General features: G+C 61.0%; 13 protein-coding genes and 1 pseudogene. 5 read left to right on the top strand and 9 right to left on the bottom strand.

The features are described from left to right. Positions 1-8 precede the first annotated feature (8 nt). The 3 genes from V3W40_RS11415 to V3W40_RS11405 are packed head-to-tail and all read left to right on the top strand — an operon-like array spanning position 9 to position 5,245. On the top strand, positions 9-2,165 hold the full coding sequence (locus V3W40_RS11415; RefSeq protein ID WP_330215037.1) for a glycosyltransferase: 2,157 nt from the start codon (positions 9-11) through the stop codon (positions 2,163-2,165). Between the two features lie 19 nt (positions 2,166-2,184). Further along, positions 2,185-3,162, top strand: coding sequence for a class I SAM-dependent methyltransferase (locus V3W40_RS11410; RefSeq protein ID WP_315872327.1), 978 nt, complete (start codon positions 2,185-2,187; stop codon positions 3,160-3,162). A 13-nt stretch (positions 3,163-3,175) separates the two neighbouring features. After that, entirely contained in the window at positions 3,176-5,245 is a 2,070-nt protein-coding gene (locus V3W40_RS11405) for a glycosyltransferase (RefSeq protein ID WP_330215036.1), read from the top strand. Here the strand turns inward: V3W40_RS11405 and V3W40_RS11400 are convergent, their stop codons facing one another. From V3W40_RS11400 to V3W40_RS11370, 7 genes are all read right to left on the bottom strand, one after another. Next, positions 5,246-6,115, bottom strand: coding sequence for an NAD(P)H-binding protein (locus V3W40_RS11400; RefSeq protein WP_065947614.1), 870 nt, complete (start codon positions 6,113-6,115; stop codon positions 5,246-5,248). After that, a complete protein-coding gene (locus V3W40_RS11395) occupies positions 6,108-7,019 on the bottom strand; it encodes a glycosyltransferase family 2 protein (RefSeq protein WP_330215035.1) in 912 nt (303 codons plus the stop codon). Before V3W40_RS11395 ends, V3W40_RS11400 begins: the two co-directional genes overlap by 8 nt. Then, complete coding sequence (locus V3W40_RS11390) at positions 6,997-8,103, bottom strand: glycosyl transferase (RefSeq protein ID WP_330215034.1); 1,107 nt, start codon at positions 8,101-8,103, stop codon at positions 6,997-6,999. The genes V3W40_RS11395 and V3W40_RS11390 overlap by 23 nt, the downstream gene beginning before the upstream one ends. Beyond that, positions 8,100-9,203, bottom strand: a complete 1,104-nt coding sequence (wecB, locus tag V3W40_RS11385; protein ID WP_074847370.1) for a non-hydrolyzing UDP-N-acetylglucosamine 2-epimerase — start codon at positions 9,201-9,203, stop codon at positions 8,100-8,102. The genes V3W40_RS11390 and wecB overlap by 4 nt, the downstream gene beginning before the upstream one ends. A gap of 405 nt (positions 9,204-9,608) precedes the next feature. Next, positions 9,609-10,088: a YbaK/prolyl-tRNA synthetase associated domain-containing protein gene (locus V3W40_RS11380; protein WP_027603983.1), complete on the bottom strand. Its 480-nt coding sequence runs from the start codon at positions 10,086-10,088 to the stop codon at positions 9,609-9,611. Positions 10,089-10,104: 16 nt separating this feature from the next. After that, entirely contained in the window at positions 10,105-10,863 is a 759-nt protein-coding gene (locus tag V3W40_RS11375; RefSeq protein ID WP_027603982.1) for a sulfite exporter TauE/SafE family protein, read from the bottom strand. Between the two features lie 4 nt (positions 10,864-10,867). Next, complete coding sequence (locus tag V3W40_RS11370; protein WP_330215033.1) at positions 10,868-11,872, bottom strand: TauD/TfdA family dioxygenase; 1,005 nt, start codon at positions 11,870-11,872, stop codon at positions 10,868-10,870. 190 nt (positions 11,873-12,062) lie between these two features. On the opposite strand from V3W40_RS11370, the gene V3W40_RS11365 reads away from it, so the two are divergent. Beyond that, positions 12,063-12,995, top strand: a complete 933-nt coding sequence (locus tag V3W40_RS11365; RefSeq protein WP_065947611.1) for a LysR family transcriptional regulator — start codon at positions 12,063-12,065, stop codon at positions 12,993-12,995. Between the two features lie 297 nt (positions 12,996-13,292). On the opposite strand, the gene V3W40_RS11360 is transcribed toward V3W40_RS11365, so the two are convergent. Then, a complete protein-coding gene (locus tag V3W40_RS11360; RefSeq protein ID WP_330215032.1) occupies positions 13,293-14,459 on the bottom strand; it encodes an MFS transporter in 1,167 nt (388 codons plus the stop codon). Between the two features lie 94 nt (positions 14,460-14,553). Between V3W40_RS11360 and V3W40_RS11355 the strand changes: the two genes are divergently transcribed. After that, positions 14,554-15,447 (top strand): LysR family transcriptional regulator, encoded by an 894-nt coding sequence (locus tag V3W40_RS11355; protein ID WP_027603978.1) that lies wholly within the window; start codon positions 14,554-14,556, stop codon positions 15,445-15,447. A gap of 10 nt (positions 15,448-15,457) precedes the next feature. On the opposite strand, the pseudogene V3W40_RS11350 reads toward V3W40_RS11355, so the two are convergent. Then, positions 15,458-15,736 (bottom strand): annotated as a pseudogene (locus V3W40_RS11350) (ParA family protein); the annotation flags it as partial. Positions 15,737-15,873: the final 137 nt, after the last annotated feature.

Genomic DNA, 15,873 nt, shown 5'->3' with positions numbered 1-15,873 from the left:
ACGGCATCATGGATAAGGACACTCTGGCCACCCTTGAGCGCGAAAGCGTTCGCATGGAACGCGATGCGGCCATCAGGGAGCGAGACGCGGCGCTGGCCTACATCGCCATGTTGAAAAATACCCGCTCGTGGCGGATCACCAAGCCCTTGCGGGCGCTGCTGCATTGGTTGAGGTATCGGGCGCCGCACACAGAAGCCGACACGCCCGACTTCCTGCACGGGCAATATCTGCCCTTGCACACTGCATCGAAAAAAACACTGTCGCCATCGGCTGATTCAGCATCACCAGAGGCGCGCTTCGACATCCTCTGCTTCGCCAACATCGACTGGGCCGCACGCTTCCAGCGGCCCCAGCAGTTGATGAGCCAGTTCGCCCGTCACGGCCACCGCGTGTTCTACATCATGCCCTCCCGCAGCGCCGAGCCTGGCCAGGCCTACAGCACCTTGGAAGTGGCACCCGGGGTATTCGAGGTGACATTGCAGCGCGACGAGTTCGTAGACTGCTACACCCAGCGCATGTCGGAAAAACACCTGCAAACCTACGCCAACGCAATCGATGCGCTGGCCAAGGATTGGCGCATAAAAACCGCAGTCAGCGTGGTGCACCTGGCGTTCTGGTCTGCGCTCGCGTATCGGTTGCGCGGCACCCACGGCTGGAAAATCCAGTACGACTGCATGGATGACTGGGTGGGCTTTCCGGGGATCGGCGCGACGTTGCTGGAGGAAGAACACACCCTGGTCCGAGACGCCGACCTGGTGACGGTCACCGCCGCCCTGCTGCAGGAAAAATGGGCCGCGATGAGCCGCAACTGCCTGTTGCTGCGCAATGGCGTGGATGTCGAGTTCTTCGAGCGCAATTGTGTGCCCAACCCCTTGATGGCGGAGATCGAGCGGCCGCTGATCGGCTTCTACGGTGCCCTGGCCGAATGGGTCGATTTGCCCTTGATCGCGGGCATCGCCCGGCTGCGGCCGGACTGGAACTTTGTGTTGATCGGCGACATTTTCGTCAAGGACCTGGCCGGGCTGGACCGCCTGCCCAATGTGCATTTACTCGGCAGGAAGCCCTATGCACAGATGCCGTTGTACCTCTACCACTTCAATGTCTGCCTGATCCCGTTTCGCCTGTATAACGTGACCCATGCGGTCGACCCGGTGAAGTTCTACGAATTCATCAGCGCGGGCAAACCGGTGGTGTCGGTGCCACTGGAAGAAATGCAGATCTACGCGGATTTCGTGTATTTCGCCAGCGAACCGCAGGCCTTCATCGAGCAGATCGAGCGCGCCCTGAACGAAACCGATACCCAGGCCGCCAGCCGGCGCGTGGCACTCGCCAGCGCCAATGACTGGCGCCACCGCTTCGACGCCAACCTCAGTGCGCTGAAGTCCTTGCACCCGAAAGTGTCGATCGTGATCGTCACCTATAACAATGTCGAACTGACCCAGGGCTGCATCCAAAGCCTGTTGCGCAACACCACGTACCCCGATTACGAACTGATCATTGTCGACAATGCGTCCTCGGACGACACGCGCAACTACCTGCGTTACCTGGGCCGCACCCACGCGAACGTCACCCTGGTGCTCAATGACCGCAACCTGGGCTTCGCCGCCGCGAATAACCAGGGGCTGCGCCTGGCGGCCGGGGAATACCTGGTGCTGCTCAACAACGATACCGTGGTGCCCAAGGGCTGGGTCGACCCGTTGCTGCGCCACCTGCAAGACCCGCAGATTGGCCTGGTCGGCCCGATGACCAACTCGGTAGGCAACGAAGCGAAAGTGCTCGTCGACTACGTCGGCCTCGAACACATGGAGGCCTTCGCCGATCAACACGTCGCGCGGCATCGCGGTCGCACCTTCGATATCAGCATGCTCGCCATGTTCTGCGTGGCCATGCGCCGCGAGGTGCTGGAACGCATCGGTTGGCTGGATGAGGCGTTCGGCATCGGCATGTTCGAAGACGATGACTACAGCCGGCGCATCCAGGCGGCCGGCCTCAGGACCGTGTGTGCCGAGGATGCCTTTATCCACCACTACGGGCAGGCGTCCTTCAAGAAGCTGATTGCCAGCGGCGAGTATCAAGCGCTGTGGGACAAGAACCAGGCGTACTTTGAAAGCAAATGGGGCACATGGACGCGCCCTGAACCGCAGCGCAAATCGGGTAACCCTTGACCAACCAAAGGAAGACACCGTGTTCAAGCGAATCATGCACAAGCTCAACGGCAAGCGCGAAGGGATCGGCGCCGACAAGCAAGTCACAGCGGATCACTGGTCAGAAAACATGGCCGGCTCCGACGCCTTTTCTGCGGATGTCTATTGGCTGGCGGTACCGACCGTACAACGCCGCCATCAGCACAAGGCAACGGCGGGCAGCGGCCATCCGGGCTGGGTGCAGTACTGCCTGAAGGAGTTTCTCGGCAACCCGGCGCCAGGCACACGGATGCTGAGCATCGGCTGCGGCACCGGCACCCTGGAGCGCGAACTCTACAGGCTCAAGGCGTTCGAGCACTGTGACGGCGTGGATATAGCGCCTGCCGCCCTCGAGGTGGCCAGAGCCGAGGCGCTGGCGATGGGCGCGTCGACGATCCAGTACTCCCTGTGTGATATCGAACGCACTGACCTGCCAGGCAATCACTACGACGCAGTCTGGTTCAATGGCTCACTGCACCATATCCGCGAGCTGGAAGTGGTCTGCCAGCGGGTTCGCCATAGCCTGAAACCCGGCGGCTGGCTGTTTTTCAATGAATATGTCGGGGCCAATCACTTTGCCTTTGATGCCCAGCAAAGGGCGGCCATCAGCCATGCGTTCGGCTTGATTCCCGAGCATTTGCGCCGCTCATTCGTGAAGGGTTCATACGGCCAGGTTCAACAGGTCGTGCCACTGCCCGACCCCGCCGAGGTGGTGAAAGTCGACCCGTCGGAAGCCGTGCGTTCGGCAGATATTCTGCAGGTGGTGCAGGAGCACTTTGATGTGCGTGCGTTGAACCTCTGCGGCGGTTCGCTGCTGCAGTTTCTGCTGCACGGTATCGCCGGCAACTTCACCGCGGACAACCCGCAGTCCCTCAGGGTGCTGCAGATGTTGTTCGACATCGAAGACGGGCTGATCGAGTCGGGCACGCTGAAAAGCGACTTTGTGGTGGTCGCCGCATCGCCGAAAACGTCAGGATGAGGTCGCCCCGCCCATGCTGATCGAGCGACGCCCATCTGGCCGGCAGCGCTGGCGCGCGGTGTATCACCGGCTGCCGTTGCCGGCCAGCGCGAAAAAACTCCTGGCAGTCATCTACCGACGTGCACTGCTGCCCGCTGTGCGCGCACTGCGCGGCGTACTGCAACCGATGAAAACCTTCGCCGACCCAGCGCCGTCGTCTCAGCCTGCGCCTCAGCCACAACAGGCCGGACTGGCGGATTACATTATCTGGGGCGCTATCGACTGGGATTTGCGCCACCAGCGCCCGCAGCAACTGGCCCAGGTACTGGGCGCCACCGGGCGGCGGGTCATCTATGTGTCGGCCTCATTGATACATGCGCCCCAAGCCGGATTTGAACTCGAGTCGCTGGACCAGACGCAGCGGTTGTTCCAGGTCAAGCTGTTTGCCCGTGGTGCACCGCTGATCTACACCGCAGCGCCTGACGCCGCGCAGGTTCGGCAGTTGTGCTGCAGTATTGGCGAGGTACTCCTCTGGGCCGGCTCAGCCCGGGTCATTTCACTGGTGCAGCACCCTTTCTGGTGCGACATCGCCGGTGAATTACCCAACAGCCGATTGATCTACGATTGCATGGACCATCATCAAGGCTTCGGCGACAACGGCCCAAGCATCCTGCAGCTGGAGCAACGGCTGGTGCGCAACGCGGACGTTCGGCTGTTCACCTCCGATTGGTTGGCCGAGCAATGGCCGGCCCAGGCCAATGAAACTCGCGCCATCCTGCGCAATGCCGCCGACTTCACCCAGCTCTGCACCCCACCTGTCTCGATCTACCGGGATCGCTTGCAACGTAAGGTGATTGGCTACTACGGCGCCATTGCACACTGGTTCGACCAGGCACTCGTCGCCCGCATCGCCGAGGCGTTTCCACAGCATGTGGTGCTGCTGATCGGCGCCGATACGGTGGGCGCGCGGGCGCAATTGAGTGGCTATGCGAACGTAGAATTCACCGGCGAAGTGCCCTATGCCACCCTGCCCTATTACCTGCATGGCTTCGATGTGGGCATCGTGCCGTTTCACATCACGGCACTGACGCTCGCTACCAACCCGGTCAAGGTCTACGAGTACCTGAGTGCCGGGAAACCGGTGGTCTCGGTCGACCTGCCAGAAATGCAACAATTCGGCTCCCTGGTGCAGGTTGGCCGCGACGGCCCGGCGTTCATTGCCGCAATCACGCGGGCATTGCTGCCAGCGACGACCGAACAGATTGCCCAGCGTCAGGCGTTCGCTGCCCGACAAACCTGGACACACCGCGCCGATGCGCTCATCACCCTGGCCGAACGCCGCGACCACGCGGCACGCATCAGCGTGATCGTCGTGACCTACAACAACCTGGCGCTGACGCGGGCGTGCCTGGACAGCCTCGAGCACGACAGCGAGGGGCCTGAACTGGAAATCATCGTGGTGGACAACGCATCCAGTGACGGCACCGCTGAATTTCTCTCGCAATGGGCGGCCGACAGCGGCCAGACGATCGTACTCAACACCGACAACCGCGGTTTCGCCGCCGCGAACAACCAGGGCCTGGCGATCGCCAACGGTGAGTACCTGGTGCTGCTCAATAACGACACGCAGGTTACCAGCGGCTGGGCGAGTACCTTGCGCCGGCATTTACAACGCAATCCCGAGCTTGGCCTGATTGGCCCGGTGACCAACAACATCGGCAACCAGGCCAGGATCGACATCGACTACACCAACCTCGCAGACATGCCACAAGCGGCTCGGCGCTTTACCTGCCGCCACCTTGGCGAGGTGGTCCGGCTGCCGACCCTGGCGTTCTTCTGCGTGATGATGCCGCGCAGTACCTACACGCGAATCGGCCCGCTCGACGAAGTGTATGGCCGTGGATTCTTCGAGGATGACGACTACTGCCGACGTGTCGAACACGCCGGCCTGGTGAATGCCTGCGCCCGCGATGTGTTTATCCATCACCAGCTTTCGGCATCGTTCGCGCTCATGAACCAGGATGAACGCCAAGCCCTGTTCGAGCGCAACAAGGCGATCTATGAAGCCAAGTGGGGTCCGTGGGAGCCCCATGAATATGAGTAACTAACGCAGGTCGTCCTGTGACAATAAAAATCCCCTGGGCGCGAAGCCAAGATCCCGGGCAGCCTCGGTATGCTCGAACACCAGGTCCTGGTTCATGCGCTGCGCCATCGCCGCCGACCAATGGCGGTAGCGTGGCAGTACTCGCAACAGCCACAACGTCATCCGGAACACCCAGAGCGGCACCGTGAGAAAACGCGGGCGGCGCTTCTGCGCGGTGAACACGCGGGAGACCATCTCCCGATAGGGCAATGTTTCTGCGCCGCTGAGGTTGTAGGCATGGCGGCACACCTGGGGTGCCTGCAACGCACGCACACAGGCGCTCGCCACATCCTCGGCATGCACGGGTTGACGCAGCCCCATCGCGCCCCCCAACAGCGGGAAAAAGCCGAAGCGCCGAATAAAGCGTGCGATCTCGGTGATGTTTTTGTCGCGGCCCTGGCCGTAGATCAAGGTCGGACGCAGGATGCCCCAGTGCACCCCGTGGTCCTGCGCCCACTGCTCAACACGCGCCTCGGCATCGCCCAACAGGTTGGCGAGGCGCCGCTCTGCGGAGTCGACGGAGTGGCTTTTGCTAAAGCGACTGGTGGAAGACAAGGCCACGACTTTGCGCGCTCCGCAGGCCTGCAGCAGCGCAAAATGCTGCGGCAGCGTCCAAATCGGTGCCACGCAGATCCAGTAGGGAATCGGCGCGGCATACGCGCTTACACCCGTCTCAGAAAGCCGTTGCCAACTGACCGTGTCACTGTCGCTGCCGTGCCGGGGCTGGCGGGAAAAAGCGACGACCTTGAACTGTTCGCGCACAAGCAACGCAAGCAGGCAGCGGCCTACCAGGCTGCTGGCCCCCAGCACACCGACCGTGACCTCAGGCATGCCCACTCCGGGTTCGTCCCAGCATCCAATTGAATCCATGGTAGATGCAGACCAAACCGAAGCGCAGCCACACCCCCAGGACCACCCACCACCACAACCCCTTGGGGTAGTTGACCCTGAAGAACTTTGCGTAGAACCGCACCATCCCTCGGTGTTTGTGCCACTCGACAAAAAACGGTCGATTCCGGCTACAGGCGCCCCGCCAGTGCATGACGCGCGCCTGTGGCACAAACACGACGCGCCACTGTTTCAGCTTGAAGCGCATGCACCAGTCCAGATCCTCGCAATGCAGAAAATAGCCTTCGTCCCAGAGGCCCACAGACTTCAACGCTTCACGCTTGACCAGCATGCAGGCACCGGAAATGGCTTCCACCGCGGCGGGCTCGGTGGGCAGCGGCTCACGATGCAACAGGAAGTCGGCGCACAGCGTGGGAAACACTCCATCCAGGCGCGATAAGCCAAAAGCCCGGACGAATGCTCTCCTGGGGGTCGGAAACACCCGGCGCCCGCCCGGCTGTTCGGACCCATCGGGGTTGCATAGAAAGCCCCCCACCATGCCCGTGGCTGCATCCGCGTGCAGCGCTTCCATCATGCCCTGCAATGAGCCCGGCAGCAGGACACAATCCGGGTTCAGGAACAACAATGCGCCGGCACTCGCCCCCCCCACACCGGTATTACAGGCCGAGGCAAAGCCCATATTCCGCTGATTCCGGATGATGCTCAGGCGGGTATCGGCCGGGCACTCATCCAGGTACGCCAGGCTGCCGTCAGTCGAAGCGTTGTCCACCACAATCACCCGCCGCGCGCCTTCCCTGAAGGCCGACGCCACGCATTCGCCGAGCAGCGTGCCGACGTTGTAGTTGACGACGATCACGTCGCAGTCATGGATGAAGCGTGGCGGCATCAAAACGCGCTTCCCATGAGTGTTGCAGTGCAAATGCACGGGCTTCGTCCGCATTGCGCTCACACTGCAAGGCGGCCTCGGCCAGCCCGGCAATATCGCTGTGCGAGTGACTGATGAAAACACCCGGCAGCCCTGAACGGCCATGCATCTCGCCGAAATCAGTCGAGATCACCGGCAATGCCAGGCCGCGGTATTCGTAGTACTTGATCGGATCGACCGACGCGGTGAGCAGGGTCTTTTTGAAAGGAATCAAGCCCACGTCGAACTCGGCCATGGCGGCCAACGCCGCGCCATGACTATCGGCAGGCAACACCACTACGTTGCTCGGCAAGTGCGCGGGCGCGGCGCCGAAGATCGGCCCCATCAAACGAATTTCATCGTTGGGCCTGGCTTCGGCCAAAGCCGCCACCCAGGCCCAGTCAAACCAGGTGGCCAGGGTGCCCACGTAGCCAAAAACCTTTCGACTCGATGACGTCGACGTCCGCTTTACGGCAGAGATCGCCGCCAAGTCCAGGCCGTTCAGCACCAGGCACACCTCGTTGCGATAACGCCGCCACTGTGCGTCGAGCACGGAACTCGATGTCCAGATGACGTCCACGCGCTGGGCGATCAGCCGCTCACGGCGCGCCAGGGCCGATCGCGAGAGGCCGGTATAAAACGCCGGGAAATCGTCCATCGCGTCATACAAGGACGCGCAGTGACGAAGCCGCTGCAACAACAGATGTGCCAGGACCGAGGGCTTGCCGACCACGAGCAAGGCTGGGGAGGCGTGGGTGAATTGTTCGATCCTGCTCAATGCATGCCGCCAGCAAAAGCGGTTCACCCAGCCCGAGCCCGGTAGAGGTTCTATCGGTAGGCCGCCAGGCTTGATCAACGTGAGCCATGGTGGCGTGCCGCTGGGTGGACTGGTTTGCGCGCAGGGCGCAGCCGCCTTGAGATCGCTCCACCTGGGCAGCCGCGTGGGATAAGGATCGACCCAGAGCACCGACGCCCCCGTGCGGCTGTGCATCCAATCGACAAACTTGTGCGGCCGCTGGGCGAAGCTGTACCAGGGCAACGGCGAGAGAAATACCAGGCGTTTCAAGAAAAGTGCTCGCGCAGGACCTTCACGATACGCCCGGCAGCCTGCCCATCGCCGTAGGGCGAAACACCTCGTACCATGCCACGGTAGGCCGACTCATCGTCAAGCAGGCGCTGCGCCTGCTCGATGATACGTTCATAGTTGGCCCCCACCAGCTTGACGCTGCCCTGCTCCACCGCTTCCGGGCGCTCGGTTTCATCCCGCATGACCAGCACCGGCTTACCCAGCGCCGGCGCCTCTTCCTGGACGCCTCCCGAGTCGGTCAGGATGAAATACGCCGCTTTCATGGCGGCGATGAACGCCGCGTAACCCAGCGGCGCGCACAGCCTGAAGTTCGGTATACCTGCCAGGCACGCCTGGGCGACGTCCTGGATATTCGGGTTCGGGTGCACAGGGTAGAGAAACTGAACCCCAGGGTTGTTCTCGGCAAGGGTGCGCAGCGCTCGGCAGATGTCGAGAAACGGCGCGCCAAAATGCTCCCTGCGATGGGCCGTCACCAGCACCAGGCGCTTGCTCGGATCAAGATCAAGGCCGATCTCCACCTCACTGGCCGCGGTCATGAGCAGGGCATCGATCACCGTGTTGCCCGTAACGAAAATGTCCCCACTGGCTACGCCTTCTTTCAGCAGGTTTTGCCGAGTGCCTTGCGTTGCCGCGAAGTGCCAGTGCGCTAATTTACCGGCAATGACCCGGTTGGCTTCCTCGGGGAACGGATGCTGCAGATCCCACGTGCGCAGGCCGGCCTCAATATGCCCCACCGGTATACGCCGATAAAAACAGGCCAGGGCACAGGCCATCACCGTGGTGGTATCGCCTTGCACCAGAACCGCATCGGGCCGTTCTTCGAGCAGGACAACATCCAGCTTGAGCAATAACTGCCCGGTCAGGGTGGCCAAGGTTTGATTGGGTCGCATGACGTCCAAGTCGATATCGGGCTCGATGCCGAAAAACGCCAGGACCTGATCCAGCATGTCGCGATGCTGTGCCGTGGCGACCACACGCACATCGACCCAGCCCTGCTGCTTCAAGGCCAGAATGACCGGGGTCATTTTGATCGCTTCGGGACGCGTTCCGACCACGCAAAGAATTTTTTTTACCGACACATCAAGCCTATTTCCCTATTCGATAAGTGGCTGAATCGCTCAGGCGTTCAAGCTCATGCTCACGCACATTCCGCTGTGCTGTTTGGATGCTGTAATGGTGAAAATCCGGACTGCGGACAGCGAGAGTGCGGCGTCGAGACAGGTTCGTAGCGGGTCTCGACGCCCATACTGCAGCATAGACACAGACTGCAATACCTGCACGGTGGATGGACTAAAGGACGGCCTGGTCCCGAGGAATTCCCGCAAATCTACGCCAGGGAATGAGCGCACCGGTTCATGCCTGATGAGGGTGCTCTGGAAATGACGTGACCGACCCGTCGTTCGAGCCTGAAGACCGGCCAGTTACAGTGCATAACAGGCCAAGGCGGCTATCCGTTTTTTTGCAGCGCCTGTGAAAACGCCTGCTCAGGCCTGGCTGATATCCAGCAATCGAGGCATGGCGATCGCCAGATAGTCCTGCGTATCGAGCACCATCGACGCATCCAGCCGCCCCGCGTTGAAGGCTATTTCGGCGTAGCCTGTGGTCAAGGCCGGATCGACGATCAATTGAATCCGCTCATCGAAAACAAAAGGAGGGATGGCGCCGATCCGGCACCCGGTCAGTTCCATGGCGGTTTCGGCCTTCACCAGCTCGGCTTTTTTCCCGCCCAGGGCCGCTCCGACTTTCTTCATGTCCAGCTTCTGGTCGCCCGGCAGTATCACCAGCGCATAGGGGCCGGCCTGACCCTTGAGGGCGCAAAGCATGGCCTTCGCGCCTTGGCCGGGCTCGGTGCCACGGATTTCGGCGACGCGCGCCGACTGGCCCTCGGCATCGTGCATCAACACCCGGTAGGACGCAGAGCGGGCATCGAGTAGTGCCACGAGGCGATCAAACATGGGATGCATGTAGTTTTCCTCTGGTTTACAGGAACAGGTCGTAGGACAGCTTGCTGATCAGAATCACCAGTAACACCAGGAATAGAGCCCGGACAAATGGCACGCCTTTATGAACCGCCAGCCAGGTGCCGGTGAGCGCGCCCAGGATGTTGAATGCCGCCATGGGGATTGCGATCAGGTAGAGCACGTTACCCGTCGGAATGAAGAATATCAGTGCGGCTACGTTGGTCGCGATGTTCACTAGCTTGGCCGATGCCGAGGCATGGAGAAAGTCGAAGGCGAAGCAGCGGATAAACAGGAAGATCAGGAAGCTGCCAGTGCCGGGACCGAACAGACCATCGTAGAAACCGATGGCGCCGCCGATGACGATCGCCAGCAGTTTTTCCTTGGTACCGATGCGCATGGGTTTGTGCAGGGCGCCGAAATCTTTTTTCCAGAAGGTGTAGATCGCCATCAGCACAATCAACACCAGCACCGCCGGCCGGATCATCGACTGGGGTACGAACGACACCGTGGCAGCTCCGAAGAAAGCCATGACAAAGGCCGCGCAGGCGGCAGGGATCACAAGCCCCCAGTCGATCACCACCTTGCGCACGAAGGACCGGGCCGCGAATGCGGTGCCGCAGGCGGCCGCGACCTTATTGGTCCCCAGCAGCGCCGCCGGTTGAGCGGTAGGTAGCACGTTGAATAGCGCGGGAATCTGGATCAGTCCGCCGCCGCCCACCGCCGCATCGATCAGGCCAGCGGCGAAGGCGAACACGCAAAGGATGACAATATCGACCATGAAATCAGGCTCTGACTATGTAGGGTTGATGGGGGTCCAGCGGTACCACGCGTGCCGGATCATTGACCCCGAAGACACGCAACATCCAGCGATCACGGCCGTCGTAGCGGGGGGTAAAACCATCCCGGGCATGCAGGGTTTGCTGGTTCTTGAAGATCAGCATGTCCCCCGGTTGCAGCATGATGTGGTGCACGACATCGGGATGATTGGCGGCGGCGGCAAACAGCTGGATGGCAAACTGCGCAGGGGCGCAGGTCGCTTCGACACTCGCTTTGTTATAGCGGCAATACAAGCCATCGGTTGCGCTTCTGTAGAGCAAGGGGACGTTTTCCAGCACATTCCCCTGCTTGCCGAAGGAGGCCGGTCGGCGAACGGTGAAGTTCGGTCGTGACAGTTCTTCTTCGACGTAGGCCGGCAGAATGGCCAGCACCTCGTCAATGGCGACGATGCGCGTCGGCACGTCGAGCTCGCAGCGCAGGCCGGTCAGGGACAGGTACTCCGGACAGGCCGACAACTGCGAGACGGGTTCGCAGGTCAAAGGCAGGTGAGGGTTGTCGACATGCATGTCCAGATCCGCGCGCGAGCCATAGGAGCTTTTTTCGGTCTCTCGCTTGCGCTTGGGCGATACGTGACGGAACACGGTGTCGGTGCTTTCGCCCTCGTACGCCAGCGGACGGGTTTGCAGAGTGTGCAGCACGGACAAAATAGCCCCGGCCAGAATCGACAGGTTCTCGATACCCGGCTCCAGGTCATAGGGCGTGGCAGGCAGTTGCGGGTCCAGCGGCAGCCCCCTGACGATCATCGCCACGTCACGGGCTTGTGGAAAATTGCGCAGCTGCTGGATTTTCTCGGTGCCCAGGACACTTTCCAGCAACCGCCCCAGGGCCGGCATGTGGCGGATCCCCGAGGCGCTATCGGTCACGTCCAGCGATGCCAGCCCGGCCTGAAGTGTGCGTTGTTCTTCCAGCGACAGATGAATTTCCGGTATCTCCCGTCGGGTCGAAGTCACTGATTTTTTTTCCAGCCTTTCATGAATGACTTCATCAATACACGCTGCGGCTTTCCCGATTACTTCATCCAGCTTCGACACGTCCTTGCGCTCCTGTTTGCACCATCCTTGTGGGTTGAACGGGAAGGTTAACGGAAGGGCCTTTTTTGTGTTGCAATGCCGCGTTGTGAAAAATGCAATGAGGTGGAAAGTGGCATTGAATATGTTGGGGGAACTTGAAGCCTTCGCGACCGTGGCTCGCAAGCGCAGCTTCGTCGCCGCGGCACGGACGCTGGGGCGCTCCCCCAGCGCACTGACCCGTGCCGTTCAAGCCCTGGAGGAAAGTGTGGGGCTCAAGTTGTTCAATCGCTCGTCCAATGCCGTGAGCTTGACCGAAGCGGGCGAATGCTTATTGCCCCACGCGTACAAAATGCTCGATCTGCAACGTGAGGTGGATGAAGACCTGGCCGGTCTCAGCGGCCTGGCCTCCGGCTGGATCCGTTTTTCCGCCCCCGAGGTGCTCGGACACGGGGTATTGCCCCGGTTGATCGCGCAATACTGCGAGCGTTATCCAGACGTTAACATCGATGTGATTTTCACTGATGAGATCATCGACCCGGCCAAGAGCAAGCTGGACTTCTCGATTCGCGGTGCGTTTCCACAATCCAGCGACCTGATCGGCTTTGCGCTCTGGAGTTACTCACGTTACCTGTATGCCAGCCCCGGCTACCTGGAGCGCAACGGCATGCCCGACTCCATCGAGACACTGGAGTCGCATTCGCTGATCCTGCATACGGCGCCGCGGATTCTCAAGGAGTGGAATTTTCGCAGCGAGGAGCAGGCCATCAGCTTTCGGGTTCATCCAAAATTTCGTTTCAGCTCCGGCCTGGCAGTATTCCAGGCAGCCCTGGCGGGCGTCGGGATCGCCCGCCTGGCGGATTGGATGGCGGAACCCGAAGTGGAAACTGGGCGCCTGCTCCGGGTGTGTCCTGAGTACAAGCTCACCTCCAGCAGCGGTGAGAGCCCACAGATGCACGCGGTATACCCGGCCGGAAACTTGCCGCTGCGGGTGAAGGCATTGATGGAGATGATCCGTGGCTTAGGTGAAAGCCTCGAATGTAAACGCGGCTCAGCACCTCTATGAAGCCGGCCCTCAAGTCGTTGTGAGGGGGATTCATTCAAGCATTCTGAATCGCCCCGGCACCGTAGACATCTCCAGCCTGCCAGGCTACGTTCATTAATGAGGCGTCATGGGAGGAAGATAGAGGGTGTAAGCGCTGACCTTAGATTCCTTGTTCAAACTCTATATTGGGCTCCACTCCAAGTACTCCCGCGGGCAAGCAAAGCGTGTGTTACTCGGCGATTCAGCCATCCAATTTGGTCATGCCAAAATCACAATGGAAGTCACGGAGCAACTGAGTGACTGGCTCTCCCATCAAGCTCACACCAATGCAGTTGCAATCTTTCTGGAACGCCAGGCAAATCCCAGCACCATCAGCAGCCCTAGCCCCGCCACTGCCGCTCCAGCCAGGGAAATCGCCGGATAACCTAGCCCTGCATTGATCACCGCACCGCCCAGTGCCGCACCAATCGCATTGCCGAAGTTAAACGCACCGATGTTCACCGCCGAGGCCAGATTGGGCGCGTCCTTGGCAGCTTCCATGACGCGCATCTGTAGCGGCGGCACCAAGGCGAAACTGGCGATACCCCATATCAGGATGGCAATGGCCGCCGGCAGCGGCCAACGCATCAGTACCGTAAACGCCAGCAACACGAGAATCAGCACGCTCAGCGAAACGATCAGTGTGCGATCTATCGAGCGGTCGGCGGCCTTGCCGCCCCACATGTTGCCCAGTGTCAGGCCCACACCGAACAGAACCAGCATGGCGGTTATGTAGGCGGTGGACGCGTGGGTCTCGCTGCTAAGGATCGGCGCGATGTAGGTGAAGACGGTAAACATTGCGCCCGAGCCGACTACCGTGAGGGCCAACGCGCCCAGCACCGGGCCACGGCCCAGTACGCGAATTTCGGCCATTACACCGACGCTTGGCGGCGCCTTCAGGTTGGGCAGGGCGAACCACAACGCGGCCATGGCGACCACGCCGAGGCCGGTAATGCCCCAGAATGCAGTGCGCCAACCGAACATTTCGCCAAACCAGGCGGCCAGCGGCACACCGCCAATGGTCGCCAGGGTGAGGCCCATAAACATTGCCGCGACCGCTCCGGCACGTTTCTCAGGGGCGACCACGCTGGCAGCAACGATAGAGCCAACGCCAAAGAACGCACCGTGGTTCAGTGAGGTCACCACCCTGGCGATCATGAGGCTGTAGTAATCGGTCGCCAGGGCTGACATCAGATTACCCAGGGTGAAAATCGCCATGAGTCCGATCAGCAGATAGCGCCGGGGGATCCTGCCGGTAGTCAGGGTCATCAGCGGCGCGCCGAGCAGTACACCCAAGGCGTAAGCACTGACCAACAGTCCCGCAGCGGGAATAGAAACGCCGAGATCCGCAGCGATGCCCGGCAACATGCCCATGGGGGCGAACTCGGTAACACCGATGCCAAAGGCACCTATGGCAAGTGCGACAAGTGGTGGATTGATACGCATGGAAGGCTCCTTATCTATGCCGCCAATGCTACGATCCAGCGTTTTAAGGCGGTAGATAGCATTTTTGGCAATCACCTATGCGTAAGGGGCACAAATGGACTTCAACGGCAGATCCGGTGACATGCTCGTGTTCGCCACCGTGGCGCAGGAAGGCAGCCTATCGGCTGCCGCGCGTGCATTAGGGCTCACACCCTCGGCGGTCAGTCGGATCATCGCGCGTACCGAACAGCGCCTTGGCACCCGACTGCTGTTGCGCACCACCCGAGCGATCAGCTTCACTGCCGAGGGCGAGGCTTTCCTGCGCGGCGCCCGGCGTATCCTGGCCGATATGGCCGAGGTGGAAGAAGCCATCGCCGACCAGGGCGTACCCAGGGGCCGATTGCGGGTCAGTGCCGCCCTTGGCCACGGGCGGCTGGCCATCGTTCCCTTGGTGGCGGCATTCAGCGCCCGCCATCCGAACATCTTGGTCGACCTCACCCTCGGCGACGAAGTGGTCGATATTCTCGGCGGCCAGGCCGATGTGGCGGTACGTTTTGGCCATCTGCCCGACAGCCCGCTGACCGCGCGCAGGATCGGCGACACCGGCCAGGTAGTGGTGGCATCGCCCGAGTATCTGCAACGCCACGGCATCCCTCGCGAACCGGAAGACCTGCTACGGCATAACTGCCTGCGCTTCAACTTCCGGCGTGCCGAACCCAACTGGCCGTTCATCCGCGACGCAAGAGAGTTCTCCCTGAAGGTCTGCGGCAACATCGAATGCAGCAGTGGTGAAGCGCTGGCACAACTTGCGCGAGTAGGTGCGGGCATTGCGCGTATCGGCGAGTTCAGCGTGAGCGAGGATCTGCAGCGCGGTGACCTGATACCGCTGCTGGAAGCCTGGAACCCCGGCGACCGGGAACCGATTCATGCGGTGTTCGTAGGCGGCTCGGCAATGCCGGCGCGGGTGCGATTGTTCGTAGACTTCTTGCTGGAGCATCACCGGATGTAAGCGGTGGCGTCAGCTGATTGAACGGATCATTGGAATGGATCAGTGAGAGATTAGGAATGCAGGTGTGCGAAATGACCTGGTCGGCCCGGGTCTCGTTGTTCGCGATCAGTTGATAGGTTCCACCGGGCGCCTCGTGCGATAGCGCATAGAACGACGACAGCGACGGCTGATTGTCCAGATCGATGAGCAGGGTACGGATCCCTGCATCGGCGCAGAACGCGCCCAGATTGACGCCAACCGCAGTTTTACCCGGCCCGCCTTTGGTTGAAACGACCGCAGTGACTTTCATGATATTGACCTCGGAATCGTAGGATTTGAGGTGCATTCATGCGGGTCACGCTGTGCGCTTTGATCACCCCGGAAAAATCCAAGGCAAAAAAAAGCCTGCATCGCTGCAGGCTTTCCTTATCTGGCTCCACGACCTGG

The sequence above is a fragment of the Pseudomonas sp. AM8 genome, from assembly GCF_036346475.1.
Taxonomy (GTDB): Bacteria; Pseudomonadota; Gammaproteobacteria; order Pseudomonadales; family Pseudomonadaceae; genus Aquipseudomonas; species Aquipseudomonas marginalis.
Note: the sequence above shows the minus strand (reverse complement) of the source record. Positions and strands in the feature narration are given on the sequence as shown.